We start from the raw sequence: 18,633 nt of genomic DNA, 5'->3' as shown, positions 1-18,633 counted from the left end.
TGCGTCCTCCTGTCAGATGGCGGGCTACCGGCTGCGACGGCCGGCGCCCTTGGGTGTGTGTCCGATTCTCTAGGTGACCGTTCGCACCCGGCTTTCAAGGATCGCGCAGGAACAAAATCGCGGAAATATCATCGCTGTCTTCTGCCGCCGGGCAATGGTCGCGGAGCCGCGCATGGAGCCGGTCGAGCAGTCCGGGGGCGCGGAAATCCGCACCCGACAGCAGCGCGATCAGTCCGGCCTCTCCCAGTTCCGCGCCCTCCCGGTCGAGGCACTCCGTCATCCCATCCGAGACGAGCAGCAAACCGCCGCCCGGAGGCACCCGGGCAGTGAACATCTCGAACGGGACATGCTCCACCAGCCCGATCGGCGCGCCCCCGTCGCCGATCGGCGTGATCGCCCCGTCCGGGTGCAACAGGAGCGGGTGCGGATGCCCCGCCTGCACCAGCCGCGCCGCGCCGCTATCGAGGTCGATATCGGCATAGGCGAGCGTGAAATAGAGGTCCGTGTCCAGTTCCTGGAACATCCGCTCCGACAGGCTGCGGGCAATCGCGTCGGGGCGGCGCAACCCCGGCGTGCCGTCCGCCCTGATTTCCACCGCGATATTCTGGCGCCGATTGTTGGGGCTGAAATAGTTGGACAGGCGCGCGGTCAACAGCGCCGAAGGGATGCCGTGCCCGGACACGTCGATCGCATAGATGACGACCTGTTCGCGGGTGATCTCGAACGTGCCGACCAGATCGCCGCCGATATGGTGCGCGGGCTGCAATAGCAGTTCCACCCGCCCGCCGCGGACCTCGATCGCGCGCTCGGGCACCAGCGAATGCTGGAGCCGCGCCGCATCCTCCAGATCGCGGTCGATCCGGCGGTAGAGCGCCTTGACTTCATGGAGGGCCTTCTCTGCTTTCAGGCGCGCGGCCGACAGCGCGTCGCGCGCATCGAGAATGCGCAGCCCGGCCCGGACGCGGGCATGGAACTCCGACGGGTCCACCGGTTTGCGCAGGAAATCGTCCGCGCCCGCATCGAGCCCCATGGCCGGGTCTGACTTTTCCTCCCGCGCGGTGACGAGGATGACATAGCCCTGTTTCTCGGGCGGATGCCGGCGATAGGCGCGGCAGAAGTCGAGCCCGTCCATATCGGGCATCATCCAGTCGCTCAGCACCAGATCGACGGGCGTTTGCGCCACCAGATCGAGGGCGGCGCGTCCGCTCTCCGCCTCCTCCACGGCCAGACCGCGCCCCTCCAGCAGGTAGCGCATCATCCGGCGCTGCGAGGCGCTGTCATCGACGACGAGCACCCGGCGGGGCGCATGCGCCATGGCTGCCCCATCCTCCTCCTGCGTCTCATCCGACATGCATGCGCCGCTCCTGCCGCTCTGCCCGGCTAGGACCGGACCGCCCGCATCCTGCGGCGGCATCGTGAACAGGCGGTAAAACGACACGCGGCCTTAAATCTTGATTAGGAGATCGCGCGCCACTCTCGCATCAGGGAAGGAGGGCGCGACAGGGTGACCGAGCAGAGCGAGACACATCTTTATTGCCGCGCGTTCGAGGACCGGCGCCCCCCGCCGCCGCTGCGCTATTCGCGGCGGCATGAGGCCATCTGGCAGGTGCTGGCCGCTGCTGCGGGCGGGCTCGGGCTCTGGTATCTCGTCTGGCGCTGGACGGCGTCGCTGAACCCCGATGCGCTCCTTTTCTCGCTCGCGGTCGTGATGGCGGAAACCTGTGCCTTCATCGGCATGTGCCTCTATTTCCACAATCTCTGGTCGATGCGTGACCCCGCGCCTGCACCCCCGCCGGAGCGGCGGTCGGATCTGGTGCCCGGCGGGGGCGACGGTCCGGTGTCCGTCGATATTTTCCTGCCGACCTATGACGAGGCGCCCGAGTTGGTCCGCCTGTCGATCCGCGATGCCTGCGCGGTGGACCGGCCGAACGGGCTTCGGGTGACGGTTCATGTGCTCGATGACGGCAACCGCGCCGCCATGGCCGCCGTCGCGGCCGATGAAGGCGTGAACTACATCACGCGGGACAGCAATATCGGCTTCAAGGCGGGCAACCTGCGCAACGCGATGGAGCAGACCCATGGCGATTTCATCCTGATCTGCGATGCCGACACACGCGTCTTTCCCCCGATCCTCGCCCGGACACTCGGCTATTTTCGCGATCCTGATATGGCTTGGGTGCAGACGCCGCAATGGTTCTATGACCTGCCGCCCGGCCGCCCGCTTGATGTGGTCTGGGACGGGCTACTGGGGGCGTCCGGGCGCTGGGCGGCGAAGGGGCTTCAGGCGGTGGTCGGAACGGTACGGCTGGGGGAGGACCCGTTCATGTCCGATCCGAAGCTGTTCTATGACGTGATCCTGCGCCGCCGGAACTGCGTCTATGGCTCTTTCTGCTGCGGGGCCGGCTCGCTCCACCGCCGCGATGCTGTGATGGAGGCGGCGCTCCGCGCCTGGGCCGACCAGATCGAACAGAGCGTCAGTGCCGTCACGCGGGAGGTCGCGCATCCGGAACTGCTGGCCGACCTGGAAGGGTCGCTGCGGCAGGCCCATGCGCTCGACACAGAGATGACGCCCTACAAGTTCCACGTGTCGGAAGATATTTTTACGTCGCTCATCCTGCATGCCGACACCGATCGCGCCTGGAAATCCGTGCTCCACCCGGAACCGCTCACGCGCATGCTCTCGCCGCTCGACCTGCAAAGCTGGGCCGTGCAGCGGTTCAAATATGCCGGTGGCACCATCGACATCATGATGCACGAAATGCACCTGTTCCGGCGCGGCCTCTCCCTGCGGCGCTGGCTCATGTATGGCATGACCTTCTGGTCCTATCTCTCGCCGCTCTGGACGGTGGTCTTTCTGGCCGCGCCGATGATCGCCATGGCCACCGGCGTGGCGCCGGTCGCCGCCTATTCCACGACATTCTTCCTGCATCTTCTGCCCTTCCTTCTGATGCATGAACTGGCGCTTCTGGTCGGCACATGGGGGGTGGAAACGACGCGCGGGCGCAAACTTGCCATCGCCTTCTTCTCCTTCAACCTGCGCGCGCTCTGGACCGTGGCGCGCGGCCAGAAGATCAGCTTTCCGACCACGCCCAAGGAGCGTCAAAGCGGGGATTTCGTGCATCTGGCACTGCCGCAGATCGCGGTCATCTTCCTGACGGTTTCGGCCTTTGCGATCGGACTTGCGCGGGTCATGCACGACCCGAGCGGGGAAGCGGTTGCCAATCTGACGGTCAACGGATTCTGGGGTTTCAACAATATCGCGGCGGTCTGGGTGATCGTGCGTGCCGCGCTTTGGGTGCCGGAGCGGGACCCGGTGATGCAGGCTGCGCTCGCGCCCGCCGCGCCGGATGGGGAAAGGCTGGCTGCATGAGCTTTCGGGACGGGCTGTTGCGCGCGCGCGGGCAGATCACTTTCATCACCGGGCTCCTGCTCGCGGTGGCCGTCGTCTTTGCCATCGAAGCCGGGTCCCGGACCCTGCCATCCTATCTGTCGGCACAGCCCGAGATCGCACTGCGCGACGACCCGCTGCCCCTGCCGGCGCCGGCGCCCCTCTCCGCCCGCGACCGGGAAGCAGCGGCGCGCGCATGGCGCTATTTCGAGGCCAATATCCAGCCCGACACGGGGCTTGCCAATGCGGCGGACGGGTATCCGTCCGCGACGCTCTGGGATCAGGGGTCCTTCCTGCTGGGGCTCGTCGCGGCCGAGCGGCTTGGCCTGATCGACCGTGCCAGCTTTGATGCGCGGGCCGCACAGGCGCTCGACAGTCTCGCGCGGATGCCGCTTTTCGACGGGAAGCTGCCCAACAAGGCGTTCGACACCCGCACGCTGGCGATGACCGACTATGACAACAGCCCCGCGCCGGAGGGGATCGGCTGGTCCGCCATCGACGTGGCCCGGATTTCGGTCGTGCTGAACGTGCTGCTTTACGACTATCCGCAACATGCTGCATCGGCGTCGGCGGTGCTGGCCAGCTGGGATCTGCCGGCCATGCTGCATGGCGGTCAGTTGATCGGGACCCGCAGGGCGGAGGATGGCAGCATCGAATATGTGCAGGAAGGGCGCCTCGGATATGAGGAATATGCCGCCCGGGCGGTCGCGCTTCTGGGGCTCGACGCGCTGACCGCGCTCCGCGTCGACGATTACCTCAAACTGGTGGAGATTTCGGGGGAGGAGATTGCCGTCGATAGCCGTTCGCACCTGCTCTATGACGCGCACACGTATGTGGTGAGCGAACCCTATCTGCTGACCGGTGTGGAATTCGGCTTCGACCAGACGAGCCGCGAACTGGCCGAACGCGTCTATCGCGCGCAACTCGGCCGCTATACGGAGACCGGCATCCTGACCGCGGTGAATGAGGACAATGTCGATGAGCCGCCCTATTTCGTCTACAACACCGTCTATGCGGACGGGCAGGCATGGAACGCGCTGGGCGAGGACGGGTCGCCACAGGACGCGCTGCGCGCGGTCAGCACCAAGGCCGCATTCGGATGGGAGGCGCTCTACCAAACCGACTATGGCGCGCTGTTGCGGGACCATGTGGAGCCGACGGCCACGGAATACGGTTTTGCCTCTGGGATCTACGAGCGCAACGGCGCGGTCAACAGCGTGGTGACGGCCAACACGAACGGCATCATTCTGGAATTGCTGCTCTACAAGGCCGAAGGGCCGTTGATCGCGGGCCGGTTCGGGCGGCGGGGCGCGCCCGACTGACAGGGCCGGTATACGGTGTAGCCGGCTAGTTTTCCGTGTCCGGCGGGCCGCTTCCGTGCCACCGTCCCACGAGATCCTTCAGCAGATCGAAACTGGCAGCATCTTCCGCATCCGGCCAGAGGCGTGCTTCGAGCGGCGCGAGCGGGACCGGAGACGCACAGTCCGGATCGCCTGCCGGCCCGATCCGCCCTTCGGCATCGAAAACGAGCGGCGGTGGCGCGCAAGGCGCGGTGAGCGCATCCGTCGAGAGGTCCGGGTCGCGGGACAGGGGCGGCGCGCTCGGCGGCTGCGGTCGGGGCAACATGGCCAGCCGGCTCCGTTCCGGCTCCGCGCCTGCGCGCGACACGGTCAACCCGGCATGAAGCGCGTCCGACAGGTCCGGGACAGGTCCGAGCGTGACATGGAGGTCAGGCGCGTCCACCGGATCGGCGATCAGGGCCTGCAACCCGTCGGGCGGCGCGCCCTCCGGCTCTGGCGGATCGGCAGGCACACCGCCATCGAACCAGCCCGGCCAGGCACCGAACGGCGGCTTGCCGGAAACGGATTGCCCCGCCCCGGCCCAGGCCAGCCAGGCGAGTGCGGGCAGGAGCGCGGCCGGGTCGACCGGATCGTGGAGCCCCGGATCGGGCGCGGGCACCAATGCCCGCGCGGCCACCAGAAGGCTCAGGTCTGCCGGGTCGACCGGGCCGGCCGGCAGGATCCTGTCCGCCACACCGGGGATGTGCAGCCGCAGCGCAGGTGACAGACCATCGGCCACCGCAATGGCCCAGATCCCTTCGCCGTTGACCCGCACCCTGAGCGCGCCGAAATCGGCGGTGCACTGCCCGTCGCCACCCGCGCAGGTGAGCCTTGCCAGCGGCCGGTAAGGATCGTCGCGCCAGATGGCGCCGATCCCGTCTGCGCCGAACCGGTAGCTGAGCGCGCCGATGCGCCCCGTCTGGACGGTGGGCGCCCCGCGCGCGCCGCGCAATTGCACATCCTGTTCGACCGCGCCGGTCGCGAAGGGCAGGCCGGTGTCGAGGGCGGTTGCCCCGTCCGCTCCGCCCCCGTCATCGCCGCGGACCGGACCGGCCAGCAGGGCAAGAAGCGGCAATGTGGCCTGTATCAGTGGCCGGCGCCGGGCGCGTATGCTCATCTTGTGCGCGCAGCCGGACTGTCGGCCTGCAAGGGCTGCGGGGCCGAAGAGAGCCGTGCCGGCCCGGCCTCAATAAGTGGCAGGTTCCGGGCCTCCCGTATGCCGCGGCCGCGATAGGCGGTGTACCAGACCTCGGCACCATCGGAGCGCGGCGGCGTCAGGATCTTGCCCTGCGCCTTGTACAGGAGCGCGGCCAAGAGAATACCGTTATTGTTCGCGGTCTGCAGGATGATCGGCCCTTGCCCGCGTTCGTAGAGCCCTTCGTAGAAACCGCGCTCCGGATCGCGGAGCGAAATGGTCGCGCCATAGAGCGCATCCGTATAGGGCGTGTCCCAGAGCGCCCAGAGCCCGAGCGCCGCCTTGGTCGCAATGGCGGCATGGTCCGGCGCATAGTCGCCGCTCGGGGTGACCGTGTTCCACGCGTATCCGTCGGAAAAGATCGTGTCATAGGTGAAATAGGGCGGCCCTTTGACATTATGTTCGGACCGGGCGGTCAGGAACCCTTCCTGCTGGTAGCGCGCTTCCTGCACGCGGTAGATCCGGTCCGCAAACTCGGCTCGCCATCCGTCTGTATGGACGGCGTCCGAGCTTGTTTCATCCTGCGGCAGGTCCCAGTTCAGTTCCATCCCGTCGAGAATATAACCTTCCGTCACCACGTAATTCTGGGCATGGAAGACGCGGGGATCGCGCCCGTCATAGGGGACGTCGACCTCATAGATTTCGGCGGTCTGGTAGGGCTCGGGCCGGTGCGCCGCCGCGGCGTCGAAGCCCCAGAGCGCAAACCCCTTGGCGGCATATTCCTCATAGCCGAGGCGCCCCTCCTGGTCGTATTTCGTCTCCCCGCTGTTGCGGTCGACGCGGGCGCCGTAGAGCGTGCCTTCCGCATCGATGACGTTGGAATAGTCCCAGCGCAGCAGCACCGCGTCGATCGTGTTGCCGAAATGCGGATAGCGGTTCTTCACGATCCGCATCCAGACGAGGAACCGGCCGATATCGAGCGCGGAGAACCCGATCTCGCCCGCGGCATTGGTGTAGTCGACCTTGGCGCCGGTCTCGGTGTGGTAGACCTTGTTGGGCAGTTCGCCACGGAACAGATCGAGCGTCGCGAATGTGGCAAGGAGCTTGTACATCCGGCTGTCGAACTCGGCCCGTTCGATGATGCAGAGTTCATAGGCCGCGACGAGGCCCGAGATGTAGGAGGCCGTGTCCCAGAGCGTCGTCGACGGATAGCTGCCGACGGAATTGGCGAGGCCCGTCGACTCCTGGGTGAATGTTTCGAAATAGGTCCATGCGACGCGTGCGGCGGCCAGTTCCTCCTCCGTCAGGGGGCCGCTGCGGGACCGGTAGGGCCGGACATAGGCACCGTCGTCGCGATAGCCACCCGCCAGCCGTGAGCGCGCCGACCGGGCGGGCGGCGCGCCGCGGTCGCAATCCGCCGCCTGTGGGCTGCCAGCGGTGCCAGCGGGACCGCCCAGACCAAGAACCGGGGGGTGGCTGGCGATCGAGCTGGCAAGGAGCGACACCGTCCCCGCCGCGAGCAGCAGCAGGATCACGAATCCCACACCCAGCCAGACAAGGCGCGACATGTATCGAATGGCAGGCATCTTCCCCTCCGCCTTTCAGAACCCCGGTGACCGCGCCGTGGCGCGGACCGCCTACCCCTAGAGCCAGCGCTGCGTTCTGCGGCCACCGGGAGGACAAGACTGGCGCTGTGAGAGTAAAGGATCGGATAACGGCCGCCGGAGAAAGAGCGAAACAAGTTTATGAAAATTATAGATAAATAGAGGTCTCCCGCGGTGCGCGCGAAAGGGTTTGGTAACCGAAGAGCGGCAGCCTTGGTTGCCTGTTTCGTGAGCCGACCGAGGGAGCCATTCGTGCCGAAGCCCGGCCATATTCCGGACACCGACCCGCGACGGGGGGCAACTGCCGTGCCGGACAGTCTGATGGCCGCCGGCGCGGCGGGCGTGGCGCCTGATGCGCCGCCGGCGACAGCGCAGGGGCGGATGGTCTGGCTCGATGTGCTCCGGCTGATGGCCGGGATCTCGATGGTCGGCCTCCATGCAAGCTCCGACTTTGCCGGCCAGCCCTTTCCCGACTATCCACCGGATGAGCGCATCGTGCCGGTGCTTTTCCGCTCGCTGGTCTACATTGCACGGACAGAGCTCTTTCTGGTGATCTCGCTGTTCCTTGTCACGCTGGCGCTGGACCGCCGGCCGCGCCCCTATCGGGTCATGGTGGGCGAACAAGCCCGCCGCCTGCTCGTGCCCTTCGCTTTCTGGGTGCTCTTCTACGCCTTCTACCGGCTCATCAAGGCCGATGCGTTCGGATATGCAGACGCGATCCGCGCGCAACTGGCCGATCCCTGGTCGTGGCTCGGCTATGTCCTGCTGGGCGATGTGCAGTATCACATGCATTTTCTGCCGACGCTTTTCGGCCTGATGCTGATGGTGCCGCTCTACCGGGTCGCGGTGCGCATGCCTGCGGTCGGGCTGGCGATTCTGCTCTGCCTCTTCGCCAAGCGGGAGATCGAAATCTGGCTCTGGAGCAGCCTCGCGGACGCACCCTATTTCGACTATCTGCTGCGCTTCGTCAAAATCCTGACCTATGGCGGCTACGGCCTGGTCGGCGCGTCCTTCTATGGCATCATCCGGCGCGGATACACGCCGGACGCCGCGCGCGACTGGGCGCGGCTGGCGCTTTTCGCGGGGCTGCTGCTCTACGGGCTGAAGCTGGTCTATTCCGCCCGCGTCGTGGCCGCCGGCGACTGGCAATACGGGTATGCCCCGGCCTATTGGGCCGATTTCCTGATGCCGGCAGTGCTTTTCGGCGGGGTCATGGCCCTGTCGTGGAAAAGCTGGCCGCCGATCCTGCACCGGCTCGCGCCCTACAGTTTCGGCATCTATCTCGTTCATCCGGCCTTCATGGATCTGGTGGAAATCCGGATTGCCGGGCTCGACCTGACACCAACCGCGCAGGTGGGCGCAAAATTTTTCGGCGCGCTGGCCTGCACCAGCATCGCGGTCGCGATCATCGCGCGTGTGCCGCCGCTCGCCTGGACCATCGGCCTCGGTCCGCTGAAATTCTGGCCCTCGCCCGCGACCATCAAACCCGACCGGAACCGCCTGTCCGAGCCTGCGCCGCGGCAGGCCGAGTGACTGAGCCGGCCCTGCCGGTCGCCAATTGAAAGGAACATCCATGTATCTCGATCAGGAACATCAGGTCGACACGTTGATCCTGTCGCCGCGATTGGCCCGGCTCGATGCCTCTGTGGCGGTCGACGTGCGCAATGCCGCCCTGCCGCTCATCGATACGGCCACGGGCGACATCCTGCTCGATCTCAGCCAGGTCGTTTTCATGGATTCGAGCGGCCTCGGGGCGATTGTCGGCATGATGAAACGGGCTGGCCGCGAGCGTCGGTTCCAGCTTTGCGGACTGACACCGGGGGTGGAGAAAGTGTTTCGCCTGACGCGGATGGACCGCGTGTTCGAGATCAGCAGCACGAGGGCCGAGGCACTGTCCGGCGAAGCCGCCGCCGGTGCACCCGGCGCAGGCGGGTGAGGGCGGTCCTTCTTGCGGCAGGCGAAGGCAGCCGCGTCCGCCCGCTGACCGCGGATACGCCGAAGCCGCTCCTGCCGATCTTCGACCGTCCGATCGCGGATCATCTCCTCGGGCGGCTCGCGTCCTGCGGCGTCACGGAAGTGATCGTCAATGTCGCCCATCACGGCCAGCGCATCATCGATGCGCTCGGCACGGGGTCTCGGCACGGGCTCTCCATTGCCTATTCGCGCGAATATGGCTGGGCGAGCGGCGGCACCGTGCCGTCACCGCTCGGATCGGCCGGTGCGCTCCGCCGGATCCATGACCGGATCGCACCGTTCGACCAGCCCTTCATCGTGCTGTGTGCCGACGCACTCATCGATGCCGACCTGTCGGCTGCGATGGACCGGCACCGGGCCAGCGGCGCGCAACTGTCCATCCTCGCGCAGGAGGTGCCGGATTCGGATATTCCCAAATACGGGATCATCCGCGCGCGGCGCACCGGACGCGTGGAGGGATTTCAGGAGAAACCGAAGGTGGAGGATGCGGCCAGCAATCTCGCCAATGTCGGCATCTACATCATGTCGCCGGAGGTACTGTCGCATCTGCCGCAGGGCGGCACACCCGATATCGCGCAGGATCTGATCCCGGCACTCCTTGCCGCCGGCGTGCCGGTCAAGGTGGACCGAACGCCGTTCCAGTGGATCGATATCGGGTGCATCCGCGATTACGGGCAGACGATCGCGCGCGCGCTCCACGGCCGGATTGCGGGCCTGTCCCCGCCGGGCCATCAGGTGGGCGAGGGACTGACGCTGGCGCCTTTCGCGCAGGTCGACCCGGAGCGGTTGAACTGGCGCGGGCCGCTCTTTGTCGAGGCCGGCGCGCGGATCGACCCCGCGGCGCGGATCGAGGGACCGACATGGATCGGAGCGGATTGCGTCATCGGTCCGCGCTGCCACGTCTCGGCCTCGATCCTGCGGCCGGGCGTGCGCCTGTCACCCGGCGCCATCGTGGCCGACCAGCTGGTTGACCCGAACTGGAGCGTGACCATGCCGCTGGCGCGCGACGGCGGGGGACCTGCGCCGCCGCTCGACCGGAGCGGCCCTGTCTGGCGTGGCAAACCCGCCCGACCGTTACGGCTGGCCGCATCGGCGGCCAACGCCTGACATGCGCACTGATCCCGCCCTGCCGCGCCATTTCGACTGGCAGTTCCAGTCCGACCTGCGCCGGGTCTCCGAAATCGCGGCGGCCATCGGGCGGCTGATCGCGCGGACCCCGGCCTGGGCGGACCGGCAGGAAGAGGTGGAACTTGTCTCGGCGGAACTCCTCACCAACCTGTCGCGTCACGCCTATGGCGGAACCGCAGGGCCGATCGACTTGACGATGACGCTGGCTCCGTCCTTCCTGCGGTTGCGCAGCGAGGACAGGGGGAGGCCCTTCCGCGCACCGGACGCGAAACCTCCGGCGGAAAATCCAAACAGCTCTGGTACGGAGACCTTGCGCGAAGGGGGGTTTGGCCTGTCGATCATTCACGAGATCGCCGACACGGTCAGCTATGCCCGCAACGGCCAGCGCAACATCTGGACACTCACGCTGGTGCGCGAACGGGCAAAGGCAGGCTAGGGGAAAACCGGCGTCAGGTGCGCCCGAAGGTCTGGACCGCGTAGATCATCCCGTCCGCGATCATCACGCCACAGCCGAGGTCGCGCGCCTTGCGCGACGCCATGTTCTTGCGGTGGCCGGGCGAATTGATCCACTGGCCGACGAGCAATTGGCCGACATTCGGCTCCGGCGCGCCGCGATAGGTGCGTCCGGCGATGTTCTCGGCAATATACATGGCGCGATAGCCGGCCGCGCGGGCGCGCAGCATCGGCCGTTTCCCGTCGACCGAATGTCCGAACCGGTTGGTGCGATGCATATATTCTGCAAAATCCTGTGCCGAACGGGTCAGCGCGCGCGATTGGGCAAGGTTTGACAGCCCGTTCTTGCGCCGCCACTGGTTGGAATAGAGGAACATCTCCTGCGCTACGGCCCGCGCGGCCTCTGCCTCGGAGGCAAAGAGCGACAGCGCCGGCAGGGACAGCACACCTGTCAAAGTCTCGCGTCGGGTCAGCATGGGGGGCGGGGGTCCTCCTGTTGCATTGCGTTGAATATGGCGGCCGGAATCGACGAAACCAAGGTGCAAATGTGGCGCGCAGGCGGCATTCCGCCAACCGTGGCTGACTTGACAGCCCGTCAAGTTGCAGTGAAAAGGACGCTGTCGGGGCCGTAGCTCAGTTGGGAGAGCGCGTCGTTCGCAATGACGAGGTCAGGGGTTCGATTCCCCTCGGCTCCACCATCCACCCTAATAATTTCAATGACTTAATTGGTGTTTACTCGTTGCGCCCATCATGACACACCTCGTTTTCTGGGTGGTGTAGATAGTGGTCTGCTGTCAGCGCCATGATATCTGCGCCCCACCCTCCGGATCAGCTTAGATGCAGGGTCGGTTCTTTGGTTGGACTCAGTGACTGCAAAAAAAATTGCTTCCCGAATATTAAGGTGATAACAATAAATATTACATTCGTGAATTTATCAATGGATATCAATCTCAAATTTTGAATTACTTGATATATTTTCTATATACGTATACTTTTATTATTTTTTTCGCCGGCACGCTGAAAATTTCGCTGATTGAGTGCTTTCTAATTTGGTGTTTCGCCTCAATGATAGATTCTTATTGGATCTAAGATCTTCAATCACCTTCACGCCTCCACCGCGAAGGCGCCAAACCCGTCCACCGTCGGAACGCACGGGAAAAATTGGACACGTCGGTGTAGCCGAGCCTGTCCGATATCTCCTCTACTGACATGGCCTGCGCGTCCAGCAGCTCGCAAGCCAGTTTCTGCCGCTCTTCCTCGATCAGGTCGGACAGGCCGGAACCACGATCGCGGAGGTATTTCTGCACCGCGCGGCGGTTGAACCCCATCTGGGCAACCAGCGCCGGCACACCTAAACCGGGATCAGCCATGTTGGAACGGATGTTCGAGCGGATGGCCGCGATCAGCGACTCCGAAGGCGGTTTGTTGGTCAGGCGCGGCGATGCCGCGTCGCGGTCTTGACGGATGGGCAGCACCAGCCATTCGGACGGGAAGGAAAAAGCAAACTTCCGGGCATCCCCCTTCATCAGCGCGCACTGACCCAGTGCCGGTATGCGCGCCACCTCGGGGGCACAGACCCGGAAGAGCATCTCCCTGTCCTGAAAGCCGTCGCCCAATACAAGTCGGAAGATGTTCACGAAGAGGCCAACCGACAGAGCGTCGATCTGCGCTGGGCTGTCGGCCGGCATGAAGCCGCGGTCGCGCTCGAACCAGGACGTTTCCGCACCGATCCGGAGGTGAAACTCTACGCGCGTCGTGAACCTCTGCGCGTCGAGCAGAAACCGCGAGAAGAACTCGACCATCACGTTCGATGCCGAAAATGCATCCGCAATGACAGGCCATTTGACGATCCGCGGATCCAGTCCGAGCTTCACCCCCAGATGGGGATCGCCCAGTTCCTGTGCCGCCAGTTCCGCAAACCGGTAGATCGAATTGGCCGGCGCAAGGGCAGACGGATCGGCAAGCATGTCCGCCGTGCCGCGCGGCAGAATTTCCGTGCCGGCGCCACCCAGATCAAGGTGATGGCCGGCGGCGGGGTTGCCAGCCAGTTCGACCCGATCCACGCCACCCAAATGTCGGTCGAGGAACTGGAGGCCATTGTCGAGGTGGCGAAGGACTATGGCAGCTATGTGCTGGTCCATGCCTATCACGACCGGTCCGTGAACCGCGCCATCGACGCCGGGGTGCGCGTCATCGATCACAATTTTCTGGTTTCGGAGGAGACCATCATCCGGATGAAGGAGGAAGGCGTGGCGCTGTCGGCGCAAGCCGTCATGTCGCTCGAAGCCTTTGCCGACCCGGAAGGCATCACCTTCTTCAGCGCCGACCAGAAGGCCAAGGCCAAATCCGTGAATGCCGGTGCGCAGCAGATGTTCGAATGGGCGATCAAGCATGATGTGCTCATCGTGACCGGCGGCGACATGTTCGGCCCTGACGTGGTGCGGCAGGCCGAAAATGTGCTCTGGTTCAACAAGGTTGCGAACAACAACCTGCTCTCGCTCAAAACGGCCACGTCGAACGCGGCGGAAGTGCTGAGCTGGAGCGGCGGGATGAATCCCTACAAGGACGGGACGCTCGGCACGATTGCAGAGGGCGGCTATGCCGACATCATCCTTGTCGATGGCAACCCGCTGGAGGATCTGGACGCGATCCTGCGCCAGAATGTGGATTTCGTGATGAAGGACGGTCTGGTCTACAAGAACTGGCTGCCCGACGAGAACGCGCCCGCTTTCCAGCCGGCCGGTCCGCAACGCGATGCCTATTTCGGCAATCTGTGAGGTGGGCGGGCCGCGCTAGTTTCGGCGCGCCCGCCATTTCTGCCGAGTTGGGGGAACCGGCCAACGGTGAACATGTGTCCACCCGTCCGGATGTGGAGCCACGCGTCCGTCTCGACGGAGCCCGACTGTCTGGCCGGCAACCGATCCGCAGTCCCGAGGACAGTCTGCACCACGACGGAAACGAACTGGAGTGATGATGACCCAAAGGTTCCTTCTGGCCCTTGCCTTGCTCCCGGCGGCTCTCATGCCGGCGGCGGTCCAAGCGCAAGGCGGGCTTTCCGGCCCTTCCTCGGTCGCGGCGGACCTGACGCCGGGCGATGGCCTGACCGATCCGCAACCGCGCAGCGATTTCCCGCGAAGCGTTATGCAGGAGGGGTTTGCCTGGAAGGACGGGCTTGCGGAACAGGGTCTCCGGTTCAATCTCGATTATCTCGCGCTCGGCCAGTGGAGCGACAGCGACCTCGGGGAAGATCGCGCCGGCGGTGGCATCCTCCGGTTCTATGGGGCCTGGCAGGCGACGGACACCGGCAGCCTCACCTTCAAGGTCGAGAACCGGCAGGCCTATGGCGCGGTGGCGCCGCAGTTCCACGGCTTCGAGACCGGCGCGCTTTCCATTACCGGCACCGCGTTCAATGACAGTGGCACGATACTGACAAACCTGTTCTGGACCCAGCGCGACCCGGACGGACGCTGGACCCTGCAATTGGGCCAGATCGACGTGACGGATTTCCTTGATGTCTACGGAATGGTCAGCCCCTATACCGCCTTCCAGAACCTTGCCTTCAACACCAACCCCACGATCAACGCACCCAATCCGGGCCTCGGCATCGCCGGTGGGGCAAGGATCGGGGACAATTTCTATGCTGTCGGCGCAATCGCGGATGCCAATGGCAACCCGGCCGAGCCGGATGCACAAGTTTTCCGGACCGGCGAGACGTTCAAATCCCTCGAACTCGGCTACACGAGCGGGTCCGACCGGCTCTATTTCGACAATATCCACCTCACGGCATGGCAGTCGGATGCGGCCGAGGACGGCTCCCGCGCAGAGGATAAGGGGCTGGCCCTCTCAGCCGCCTGGTTCATCGACAACCAGTGGATGCCCTTCCTGCGCGCCGGCTGGTCGGACGGCACGGCGGCGCTCTACGAACGGTCCCTCTCGACCGGGTTGGGCTGGTATCGCCGCAACACGGACCTCGCCGGGATCGGCTTCAACTGGGCCGAAGCGCGCGGGATCGAGGACACACAGTTCACATCGGAGCTTTTCTATCGTTTCAACATCTCGCCCGATGTCCAGATCACCCCATCGATCCAGTATATCTCGAACCCGCTCCTCGATCCGGCGTCGGATAACCTGACGATCCTCGGTTTGCGGGCGCGGGTTGTTTTCTAGCGCCAACTCCGATCTTCGCTTGAGCTCCCTCCCACGAGGAATCCAATTCTGAACCGGGTAAGAAATGGTGATGCCAATTGATCGGCACGCTGGTTTTTTTCAGAATATTTCGTTTCAGAACGCAACGTGACGGCCAGATGGCCACGTGGGTGTGCAGAAGAGAATTTAGGGCGAGCCATGTCGCAAATCGGCCATGAAAGGCGCGAACGTTTATGTTGCGCATATTGGCTGGCGGAAATGTCGGATAATCCGTTTTGTTTTAGGCATCCAAATTCCGGGACGAGGCATGCTTCCGAATTTGCTGGCAATCCATAGTGAAAAGCTTGGTCGCCGGATCGTGGCTGCGCTCATGCAGGTGCGGCCTCTCAAGCCTTAAAATCCTTGTGTTGCCGGTACAGGACCGAAAGTTCGGAATGTTCCGACCAACCAACCGATCCCCTCAGAACTCGCGTCTGTAGGAGATGCCCAGCCGGTCGCGGCTGCCGAAACTGTTGTCGATGACGCTCGCGAAAACGGACAGGGTGTCCTGCTCCGTGAAATGGTAGGACAGGCCGGTGCCGAGCGATATGCCGGTGAAATCGTCGGTGCCCACAGTGCCCACGGCGCCGCTCAGAAGCGTGAACTGTTCGTTGAACGGATAGATCGCGAAGAGGCCGGTATAGCCGCTGCGGCTGTTCACATCGACGAAGAACGGGTCTTCGATGCCAAGGGCGGACACCACGACCTCGCCTTCCGTGTAGGTGTAGCCGAACGGTACGAAAACCTGCCAGTTGCCGGTCCGGACACCCATGGCCGTGACGGGGATGAAGCCGCCGAGCGAATAGCGCGTCTGCGACGCTTCATTGTCGAACTCCAGGCTGGAGGCCGAGAAGGTCACGATGCCGAACGGAAAGAGGTAGGACGCGCCGAGCGACCATTGCCCGCTCTCGGAGATGCGCGCATTGACCTTTGTGGCCGGACCGAAGGCCAGTGACCCGGAAATCGCCGCCTCATCGGTGTAGGAAATGCCGGCCTTCGTGGCGATCTTCGTCGGATCGTCAGAGGATTTTTCCTGCTCTTGCGCGGACGCGGTCGTCGCGCAGATGGCGCCGGCCAGCGCCAGTGCCGCGCAGCGACCTGATACCGCTGCGATAGGAACATCTGGACGACATGCGAAAGGCTTGTTGCTGGACACGGGGACGCACCTTTGATCTGTTGCCGGGGTCGGGGGAGTGTGCACGCAGGCAGTGACCCCACCTTGTCACAAGTTCGTGCCCGCCGCCAATGCATCGCGGCCTGCCGCCCGGTCGGGTGGGTGCGCCCCGCCGAACCGCACGGTCACGCGCAGGCCCGGCCCATTGTCCGACAGGTTGATCGTCGCATCATGCAGCCGCAGGATCGCCGCAACCAACGCAAGACCCAGGCCGCTGCCTTCGGTCGAGCGGCTCTTTTCCAGCCGGAAGAACCGGCGGAACACATCGTCGCGTGCCTCCGCTTCGATGCCGGGGCCCGTGTCGGCCACGCTGACCTCGACCGCATCGCCGGTGCGTGCCAGCGCCAGAGTGATCTCCGCGGGATCGGGGCAATGCCGGATCGCGTTCTCCACCAGATTGGTGATGGCCTGCGCGAGCATGTCGCGGTCGCCGGTCACATGCATGTCGCCCGTGCCATCCGCGAACCGGAACCGGTGGCCCTGATCCTCGGCCACCGGCAAGAGCATCTCATGCAGATCGGCGCAGAGCTGCCGCAGGTCCACCGCGTCGAGGCGCGGCCGTGCCCGCCCGCTCTCGATCTGGCTGATCCGAAGCACCGCGTTGAAGGTGCGCACCAGCGTGTCGAGTTCGGCCACGGCCAGATCCAGTTCCTGCGCCGCGCCTTCGGGCAGGTCATCGCGCACCAGAAGCGGCTCCAGCCGCGCCCGCAACCGCGTGAGCGGCGTGCGCAGATCATGCGCCACATCGGTGGAGACCTGCCGCAAACTGTCGACTGAGCGGCCCAGACGGTCGAGCATGTCGTTCATCGCATCCGCCACCCGGCTGATATCGTCGGGCCAGCCCGGGTCATAATCGAAGCGCAGTGCCATATTGCCCGCCGCCACCTGATCGAGCATCGCGTTGAGCCGCGCAATCCGCCGCTCCGACCGCCGCCCCAGCCAGAGCGCGATCAGGACCGACAGGGCCAGCGCCGCCCCGAGGCCCCAGGCCAGCGTCTGGATCACGATGCGGCGCGTGTCGGCGATCCAGCGCGTGTTGCGTGCGGTCAGGATCCAGCCGGCCGGAATCTGCAGACCGTAGGCGGCAAAATTCTGCCCCTCGATCCCCGGCGGGGCGCCGACAAGCGAGATGTCCCGCCCGGCCACGAGGTCGCGGGAACCGGTGAAGGGCTGGCGGACGGAAAAATTGCCGAAGACCGCCGCGCCGCTGCGGTCGATAAAGAGGTAGAGGTTGCTGAAATCCCGGGTCGTGATGACGTTGGTCGCGATCTGGGCATGCAGTTCCGGCAGGCCCGCCACCTGATAGGTGGCGGCCAGATTTTCCGCCATTTGCTGCGCGTCCGCGCGGTGCCGCCCCGCCAGTTCGCCCGACAGGAGCAGGAAGGATACAGCCGCGGCGGTCAGGGTGGAGACGACGAAAAGCGCCGACAGGGTCAAAGCCAGCCGCATGGAGGACGAAGCCGCCCAGGCGGGCACGCGCGTGCGGCGGCCGCCCGCCTCCGCCGTCCCGCTCACGCGCGCACCATGTAGCCCGCGCCGCGCACCGTGTGCAGGAGCGGCGTGTCGAACGGTTTGTCGATCTTGGCGCGCAACCGGCTGATATGCGTCTCCACGACCGATGTCTGCGGGTCGAAATGGAAGTCCCACACGGCTTCGAGCAGCATCGTACGGGTCTGCACACGCCCCGCATTGCGCATCAGATGTTCCAGAAGCCGGAATTCACGCGGTTGCAGGTCGATCTCCTGCCCCTCGCGGGTGACCTGCCGGCGCACAAGGTCCATCCTCAGCGGCCCCACTTCCAGCACCGTCACCTCGCCCTGTAGGGCGGGCCGGCGTGCCAGCGCCTGAATGCGCGCCGACAGTTCGGCAAAGGCAAAGGGTTTGACCAGATAGTCGTCGGCTCCGGCCTGCAGCCCCTCGACCCGGTCATCCACCCCGTCCATCGAGGTGAGGAACAGGATCGGCACCGCGACCTTGGCCGCGCGCAGCGCGCGCAGCGCGGCCAACCCGTCCAGTTCCGGCATCATCCGGTCGAGCAGGATCAGGTCGTAATTCTGCAAGGTCGCCTGCACCAGCGCGTCGCGCCCGGTGCCCACCACATCGAGCGCGTGGCCCTCGGCGGTGAGCCCGTCGCGAATGTAGCGCGCGGTCTGCGCATCATCTTCGGCCAGCAGGATCTTCATGGGAATTTGCTAGCATGTCCGCGCCCGATTGCGAGCGAATTTCCCGCGCTTTCCATGGCGAAACCGTGC

At 65.1% G+C, this 18,633-nt stretch carries 16 protein-coding genes and 1 tRNA gene; 9 read left to right on the top strand and 8 right to left on the bottom strand.

Going from position 1 to position 18,633, the window contains the following annotated elements; all coding sequences use genetic code 11:
* Nucleotides 1-94 precede the first annotated feature (94 nt).
* A complete protein-coding gene (locus tag GSH16_RS04200) occupies nucleotides 95-1,351 on the bottom strand; it encodes a PP2C family protein-serine/threonine phosphatase (protein ID WP_160852219.1) in 1,257 nt (418 codons plus the stop codon).
* A gap of 153 nt (nucleotides 1,352-1,504) precedes the next feature.
* Between GSH16_RS04200 and GSH16_RS04195 the strand changes: the two genes are divergently transcribed.
* On the top strand, nucleotides 1,505-3,370 hold the full coding sequence (locus tag GSH16_RS04195) for a glycosyltransferase (protein ID WP_160852217.1): 1,866 nt from the start codon (nucleotides 1,505-1,507) through the stop codon (nucleotides 3,368-3,370).
* Nucleotides 3,367-4,710 (top strand): DUF3131 domain-containing protein, encoded by a 1,344-nt coding sequence (locus GSH16_RS04190; protein ID WP_160852215.1) that lies wholly within the window; start codon nucleotides 3,367-3,369, stop codon nucleotides 4,708-4,710. The genes GSH16_RS04195 and GSH16_RS04190 overlap by 4 nt, the downstream gene beginning before the upstream one ends.
* 25 nt (nucleotides 4,711-4,735) lie before the next feature.
* On the opposite strand, the gene GSH16_RS04185 is transcribed toward GSH16_RS04190, so the two are convergent.
* Both GSH16_RS04185 and GSH16_RS04180 read right to left on the bottom strand, forming a co-directional pair.
* Entirely contained in the window at nucleotides 4,736-5,845 is a 1,110-nt protein-coding gene (locus tag GSH16_RS04185) for a hypothetical protein (RefSeq protein WP_160852213.1), read from the bottom strand.
* Nucleotides 5,842-7,449 (bottom strand): DUF3131 domain-containing protein, encoded by a 1,608-nt coding sequence (locus GSH16_RS04180; RefSeq protein ID WP_235912925.1) that lies wholly within the window; start codon nucleotides 7,447-7,449, stop codon nucleotides 5,842-5,844. Before GSH16_RS04180 ends, GSH16_RS04185 begins: the two co-directional genes overlap by 4 nt.
* A gap of 270 nt (nucleotides 7,450-7,719) precedes the next feature.
* Between GSH16_RS04180 and GSH16_RS04175 the strand changes: the two genes are divergently transcribed.
* The 4 genes from GSH16_RS04175 to GSH16_RS04160 are packed head-to-tail and all read left to right on the top strand — an operon-like array spanning nucleotide 7,720 to nucleotide 11,005.
* Nucleotides 7,720-9,000, top strand: coding sequence for an acyltransferase (locus GSH16_RS04175; RefSeq protein WP_160852210.1), 1,281 nt, complete (start codon nucleotides 7,720-7,722; stop codon nucleotides 8,998-9,000).
* Between the two features lie 40 nt (nucleotides 9,001-9,040).
* A complete protein-coding gene (locus tag GSH16_RS04170; RefSeq protein ID WP_160852208.1) occupies nucleotides 9,041-9,403 on the top strand; it encodes an STAS domain-containing protein in 363 nt (120 codons plus the stop codon).
* Entirely contained in the window at nucleotides 9,400-10,548 is a 1,149-nt protein-coding gene (locus GSH16_RS16055; RefSeq protein WP_160852206.1) for a sugar phosphate nucleotidyltransferase, read from the top strand. Before GSH16_RS04170 ends, GSH16_RS16055 begins: the two co-directional genes overlap by 4 nt.
* 1 nt (nucleotide 10,549) lies before the next feature.
* Nucleotides 10,550-11,005 (top strand): ATP-binding protein, encoded by a 456-nt coding sequence (locus tag GSH16_RS04160; RefSeq protein ID WP_160852203.1) that lies wholly within the window; start codon nucleotides 10,550-10,552, stop codon nucleotides 11,003-11,005.
* 13 nt (nucleotides 11,006-11,018) lie between these two features.
* Here GSH16_RS04160 and GSH16_RS04155 read toward each other — a convergent pair whose 3' ends face one another.
* Entirely contained in the window at nucleotides 11,019-11,498 is a 480-nt protein-coding gene (locus GSH16_RS04155; protein WP_160852201.1) for a CAP domain-containing protein, read from the bottom strand.
* 146 nt (nucleotides 11,499-11,644) lie between these two features.
* Between GSH16_RS04155 and GSH16_RS04150 the strand changes: the two genes are divergently transcribed.
* Nucleotides 11,645-11,720 (top strand) — tRNA-Ala (locus GSH16_RS04150).
* 396 nt (nucleotides 11,721-12,116) lie between these two features.
* Here GSH16_RS04150 and GSH16_RS04145 read toward each other — a convergent pair.
* The gene (locus tag GSH16_RS04145; RefSeq protein WP_328803156.1) at nucleotides 12,117-13,085 is read right to left on the bottom strand and encodes a helix-turn-helix domain-containing protein; all 969 of its coding nucleotides are present in this window, start codon (nucleotides 13,083-13,085) and stop codon (nucleotides 12,117-12,119) included.
* Here GSH16_RS04145 and GSH16_RS04140 point away from each other — a divergent pair.
* Together GSH16_RS04140 and GSH16_RS04135 are read left to right on the top strand one after the other, a co-directional pair.
* Complete coding sequence (locus GSH16_RS04140; RefSeq protein ID WP_235912924.1) at nucleotides 13,044-13,799, top strand: amidohydrolase family protein; 756 nt, start codon at nucleotides 13,044-13,046, stop codon at nucleotides 13,797-13,799. The two genes, GSH16_RS04145 and GSH16_RS04140, sit on opposite strands and share 42 nt — an antisense overlap.
* Before the next feature lie 196 nt (nucleotides 13,800-13,995).
* Nucleotides 13,996-15,189 carry a carbohydrate porin gene (locus GSH16_RS04135; RefSeq protein ID WP_235912923.1) on the top strand — a complete coding sequence of 398 codons (1,194 nt, stop codon included), beginning with the start codon at nucleotides 13,996-13,998 and terminating at the stop codon, nucleotides 15,187-15,189.
* Between the two features lie 439 nt (nucleotides 15,190-15,628).
* On the opposite strand, the gene GSH16_RS04130 is transcribed toward GSH16_RS04135, so the two are convergent.
* The 3 genes from GSH16_RS04130 to GSH16_RS04120 all read right to left on the bottom strand — a co-directional run bounded on the left by GSH16_RS04130 (nucleotide 15,629) and on the right by GSH16_RS04120 (nucleotide 18,564).
* On the bottom strand, nucleotides 15,629-16,363 hold the full coding sequence (locus GSH16_RS04130) for a hypothetical protein (RefSeq protein ID WP_205523952.1): 735 nt from the start codon (nucleotides 16,361-16,363) through the stop codon (nucleotides 15,629-15,631).
* A gap of 66 nt (nucleotides 16,364-16,429) precedes the next feature.
* Nucleotides 16,430-17,896, bottom strand: coding sequence for a sensor histidine kinase (locus GSH16_RS04125; RefSeq protein WP_328803155.1), 1,467 nt, complete (start codon nucleotides 17,894-17,896; stop codon nucleotides 16,430-16,432).
* A complete protein-coding gene (locus tag GSH16_RS04120; RefSeq protein WP_160852195.1) occupies nucleotides 17,893-18,564 on the bottom strand; it encodes a response regulator transcription factor in 672 nt (223 codons plus the stop codon). The genes GSH16_RS04125 and GSH16_RS04120 overlap by 4 nt, the downstream gene beginning before the upstream one ends.
* Between the last annotated feature and the right edge of the window lie 69 nt (nucleotides 18,565-18,633).

This window comes from Oceanomicrobium pacificus, from assembly GCF_009833495.1.
Classification (GTDB): Bacteria; Pseudomonadota; Alphaproteobacteria; order Rhodobacterales; family Rhodobacteraceae; genus Oceanomicrobium; species Oceanomicrobium pacificus.
The sequence above is the reverse complement of the archived record's forward strand: the minus strand, read 5'-3'. Positions and strand labels throughout refer to the sequence as shown.